Raw genomic sequence first — 4,709 nt, 5'->3', positions numbered from 1 at the left:
CTATCATCCAAGAAAGAAATTAACAAGACATATACATTTAAAACAATACTGCAACACAGCAATAAGCTTTCAATTTGTTATTTGCTCTATCTCTTCTTTTATTGTTGTTTTTTCAACTTGATTACAATTAATCAGTGTGAAATGAAGTTATAGATGCATATGAAATAAACAACGTTATAGCCAACATGATGGGCAATTAAAACTGACCAATCACCATTATTGGTGTCGGGTGATTGCTAGGCGGCTAATAGGAAAACAGATGAATATCGTACTTAGATTAAAACTTGTCTCATTCCTCCAGTTCTTTATATGGGGATCCTGGCTTGTCACATTTGCCTCGTATCTCTTTGGAGAACTGCATTTTAAAGGCAGTGATGTTGGGCTTATTTTCAGTGCTCTTGGACTTGCCTCACTTATCGCCCCCGTTATCATGGGATTCATTGCAGATAAAATAAATAACCGCAAATTAGTGTATATTACCCTGCATATTTTATCCGCCTTAGCATTAGTGTTAATGTCGCAAATGACGACAGTCACCACGCTATTTTTTGCGACTTTATTACATTTATTGTTCTTTATGCCAAGTATCTCAATGGCAAACAGCATCATTTTCGAACTGTTAGAACAAAAACAGTTAGAGCCTAATAACTATTTCCCTAAAATTCGTGTTTACGGGACTGTTGGTTTTATTGCAGCCATGTGGGTTATTAGCTTCTTAGGTTTAGGTAATAGCTACCACCAGCTCTTTGTTGCAGCGATCGCTTCTATCGTTCTAGCTGTATTTGCAATGTTCTTACCTGCAACTAAAGCGACTGATAAAAACGAAACGAAATCCGAAGAAGTGGCATTTAGTATTACCAATATCTTGCAAGTATTTAAAAAGAAAAATGTCGTTGTTTTCTTATTTTTCGCAACATTATTAGGATCGGTATTACAAATTACTAATACATTTGGTGTGCCATTCCTACAAGATATTGCACAATCTCCAAATGCAGATGATTCATTCTTTGCTCGTTATCCTTCCGTGTTCTTGTCTATTTCACAGATTTCAGAAGTCGTATTTATTCTTTTTCTGCCACTGTTATTAAAACGTGTAAAAATCGAAACTATCGTTTTATTTAGTATGATTGCTTGGATCTTACGTTTCGGCTTCTTTGCTTACGGCGACTACACATCGTTAGGTCAAATCGTCTTATTGTTATCAATGATTGTGTATGGTTGTGCATTCGACTTCTTTAATATCTCTGGTTCGCTATTCTTAGAAAAAGAGATCCCATTACAATACCGTTCAACCGCACAAGGTATGTTTATGACCTTAGTGAACGGTTTTGGTACTTATTTAGGTGCAATGTTAAGTGGCTGGGTCATTGATTTATATACCACCAATGGTGCGGTTGATTGGAAATCATTCTGGTTAATCTTCACTGGCTACACTGTTGCTATTACTGCACTTTATCTGATTTTCTTACTGGTTCCTCAGAAGAAAACCAAAATAGTAGAAGCAAACTAATTATTTACCCCTCCTCCTTTATTGTTTGTGTCTCTCACCGCTTGCCTTGATACAAGACAAGCGGTTTTTTTATCTCATATTTTTATCAGAAACGATAAAGACAGAACGTTCATCGTTAATAAATAACAAAAAATACTTATTTTCTTTGAGTGTCGAATTTAGAAAAATAGAGATAGGATTGAGATTATTCGCCTCACCAAATAAAGTGAATGAGGCTATTTAAAGTTTGAGTATATCTTTCACAAATGGGATGGTCAGTTTACGTTGAGCAACAATAGAAGCGTGATCAAGTTCATCAAGCATTTCAAATAAGGTGCGCATTTTTCTATCTAAGCGTTTTAATACAAAACGACCAACATCTTCAGGTAATTCAAAACCACGAAGTTTGGCTCTTAATTGTAGCGCTTGAATTTTTTCTTCATCACTTAAAGGTTGCAAACGGTAGATTTGTCCCCAATCAAGACGAGACGCTAAGTCAGGAAGTTGTAGCTCAATTTGGCGAGGTGGTCTATCCCCTGTAATTAATAAACAGGTTCGTCCATGCTCTAACACGCGGTTATAAAGATTAAATAAGGCGAGCTCCCACTCTTCGTCACCCGCAATACATTGAACATTATCAATACACACTAAGGATAAATGTTCCATACCTTCAAGAACATCGGGAACAAAGTAAGCGCGTTTATCAAGAGGAACATACCCAACAGCATCGCCTTTTAATGAAAGTTCAGCACAAGCGGCATGTAATAGATGGCTCTTTCCACCTCCGTCACGGGACCAGAAATAGATATAACTGCCATGAGATTGATGAATGGCGGTTCGAATTGCCGCGACTAATGACGCGTTTTCCCCTGCATAAAAGCTATCGAATGTCTCATCATCGGGTAGAGAGAGTGGTAATGATAGCTGTGACGGCGTATTCAGAAGCACCTCACCTGAATAGTTTAATAAACGTGGTGATTCTAACACAAATTCTCACAAGGTCAGAACCAATATTAAAAAAGCACATGACACTGATTAAGATAACAGCAAGATCAGCGTGATAAGTCTATTTTATATACTTCTCGTACCTCATTAAATGACCATCTAGCACTACGTTGCGTTATTTAGTGCTAATTTAGAAAACATTCCATATTTAATTAGCTTCACGTTATTATCTCAGTTTTAATTTCGCCACATCATTACCGGAAAGGTTGTTGATAAAATGTCGAGCTTTAAAAATATTTGGCTGAATGCATTAATATACTCAAAAAATTTTCAGATTGAGTCTCTTCATATTCAAACCCAAGTGGTTCGCGAGTAAAACAATATAACTCTACTGGTAGTCCCATTGGTGTAGGTGGCATAGTTCTGATCACCAAATACATATCAGGTCGAACATCACCACGCATTTTTATCCAATTTAGCATGTACTTACGAAACAATTGTAAGTTAGTCACTCCTTTTGTTTCTAACCACTCATTAATATCGCCAATCTCTTCTTCTTTTCCTTCTAACATCGTTTCTATACTTTTACGCAGCGGTGCTGTATTTTTTAACTCTAATACTAACTCTTGTGTTGCAAATGAAATCGAAGATTGGTCAATATAAAAACTACGTTTAATCCGACGCCCTCCTGATGAAAACATCGGTTGCCAGTTAGTATATTTTTCGGTCAAAAAAATCTTTGGTTGGAATACGGGAAATTGTATTATCCCAATTACGTACAGTGATCGTATGTAATGCGATATCAATAACCTCACCGCTGATATTACTACTGGGTAACTCAATCCAATCATAAAGCTTTAATACTTTTCCATTAGAGATAAGAATATTGGCGACAAAAGAGATAAGTGTATGCTGAAAAACAAACATCAACACCGCAGCAATAGCACCAAAACTTGAGATAATAATAAGTGGTGATTGTTCAGTAAATAACGCAATGATTAAGATAAAAGAGATAATCCAGACTACAATTTTGGCAATTTCAATATAGCCTTTGATGGAATTATTCCGATGCCACGCTTTTTTAGCATGCCTAATATTAAAGATATCAAGCGCGTTATTCAGTAATGAAGCAATATTGATGATAATAAAGGCGCGAGCAACCGTCTCAAAGATAATATTTATTTCAGCTGAAAAAGACGGTAGGAGCTGATTAATATAGAGAACGAGTGTAACGGCAACAATAGATGCACTCTTTTTAGCAATATCTTCTATGGTTTCTTCATCTGAAAGCTCAGTAAATAAAAAAAGTAAACGCTTGGCTATTCGGCGGAAAATCATTTTGGCGAGAAACCACACCACCAGCAACACAATAACTAAAAATATTGTGGTAAATATCTGCTTTGATGTAATGAAATCATAAATTTCAATCAACTTTTCCATAAATTGCGCTATACCTTTTTTTAGACACCTCAACTTTAAAACGAAAATCACTTAGATAGCAGATAAAGTGCCTATTTCGCATAAGAACAGCCCCATTGTCTCATTTATTTTATTTAAAAAAATTATGATTAATTTAATGTGGCTTTTTTAAGATTTAAACACTATAAATAACAAAAAATCTTAGTTTTTTCATATTAGCATAAAAGCAAAAGCACAAATAAAAAAAAGCAGAAATAATCCGTTGACTCTTCTTAACCTGAATGAGTGAGACAAGAATATGAAGATCGTAAAGAAAAACCGTCACGCTATCGATTGTAGCACCACAAAATGCGTAATCGGCAAACATGCGGGCTTATTGCCCGCTTTTCTTATCACCCAAAAATCTGTACTCAATTAGATTTCAGTGATGATCTCTTCTTCAGGTAAACGAGATTTAGCTAAATTCGCATTAAAATCATCTTCTGTATGATATCCCAGCGCTACCATTGCAATAGGTTCTAACCCTTGCTCTGTCAATAAAAATTCGTGATCAAGGATAGCGAAATCCATACCTTCCATTGGAACGGCATCAAGACCTAATGCTGCAACACCTAATAAAAAACTACGTGACTGCTCCCCGCCGTAAACGGCGAGGCTTCCCACTTCTCAGACCGCAACCCTCTGTACGACGGATTTACGCGGGTCTCCATGGGCTGAAACGACGCGTCCCGCCGCTTGTAATTCCAATATGCCCTTGTGTCGGATATTGATTGCCGCATTGATATCTCGGTCATGTTCAACTCCACATTCAGGGCATTTGCCAGATACGCTTATGTAGTGGCATTTCTGACATTTT

General features: G+C 36.6%; 4 protein-coding genes and 2 pseudogenes. 1 reads left to right on the top strand and 5 read right to left on the bottom strand.

Annotated features, from left to right (window positions below; all coding sequences use genetic code 11):
- Positions 1-259: 259 nt before the first annotated feature.
- The gene (locus BHE89_RS09770) at positions 260-1,510 is read left to right on the top strand and encodes an MFS transporter (protein WP_069368862.1); all 1,251 of its coding nucleotides are present in this window, start codon (positions 260-262) and stop codon (positions 1,508-1,510) included.
- 219 nt (positions 1,511-1,729) lie between these two features.
- Here BHE89_RS09770 and hda read toward each other — a convergent pair whose 3' ends face one another.
- The 5 genes and pseudogenes from hda to BHE89_RS09750 form a co-directional block, all read right to left on the bottom strand.
- Positions 1,730-2,437 (bottom strand): DnaA inactivator Hda, encoded by a 708-nt coding sequence (gene hda, locus BHE89_RS09765; protein ID WP_006533048.1) that lies wholly within the window; start codon positions 2,435-2,437, stop codon positions 1,730-1,732.
- A 284-nt stretch (positions 2,438-2,721) separates the two neighbouring features.
- Positions 2,722-3,165 carry a mechanosensitive ion channel gene (locus BHE89_RS27415; protein ID WP_286146040.1) on the bottom strand — a complete coding sequence of 148 codons (444 nt, stop codon included), beginning with the start codon at positions 3,163-3,165 and terminating at the stop codon, positions 2,722-2,724.
- The gene (locus tag BHE89_RS27410; protein ID WP_286146039.1) at positions 3,146-3,874 is read right to left on the bottom strand and encodes a mechanosensitive ion channel family protein; all 729 of its coding nucleotides are present in this window, start codon (positions 3,872-3,874) and stop codon (positions 3,146-3,148) included. Before BHE89_RS27410 ends, BHE89_RS27415 begins: the two co-directional genes overlap by 20 nt.
- Before the next feature lie 393 nt (positions 3,875-4,267).
- Positions 4,268-4,477, bottom strand: a pseudogene (locus BHE89_RS09755) (NAD(P)H nitroreductase); the annotation flags it as partial.
- Positions 4,478-4,519: 42 nt separating this feature from the next.
- Positions 4,520-4,709, bottom strand: a pseudogene (locus BHE89_RS09750) (zinc ribbon domain-containing protein); the annotation flags it as partial.

Origin of the sequence: Shigella sp. FC1967 (genome assembly GCF_001743005.1) — a bacterium.
In the GTDB taxonomy this organism is placed as follows: Bacteria; Pseudomonadota; Gammaproteobacteria; order Enterobacterales; family Enterobacteriaceae; genus Proteus.
This window is presented reverse-complemented; position numbering and strand designations above follow the sequence as displayed.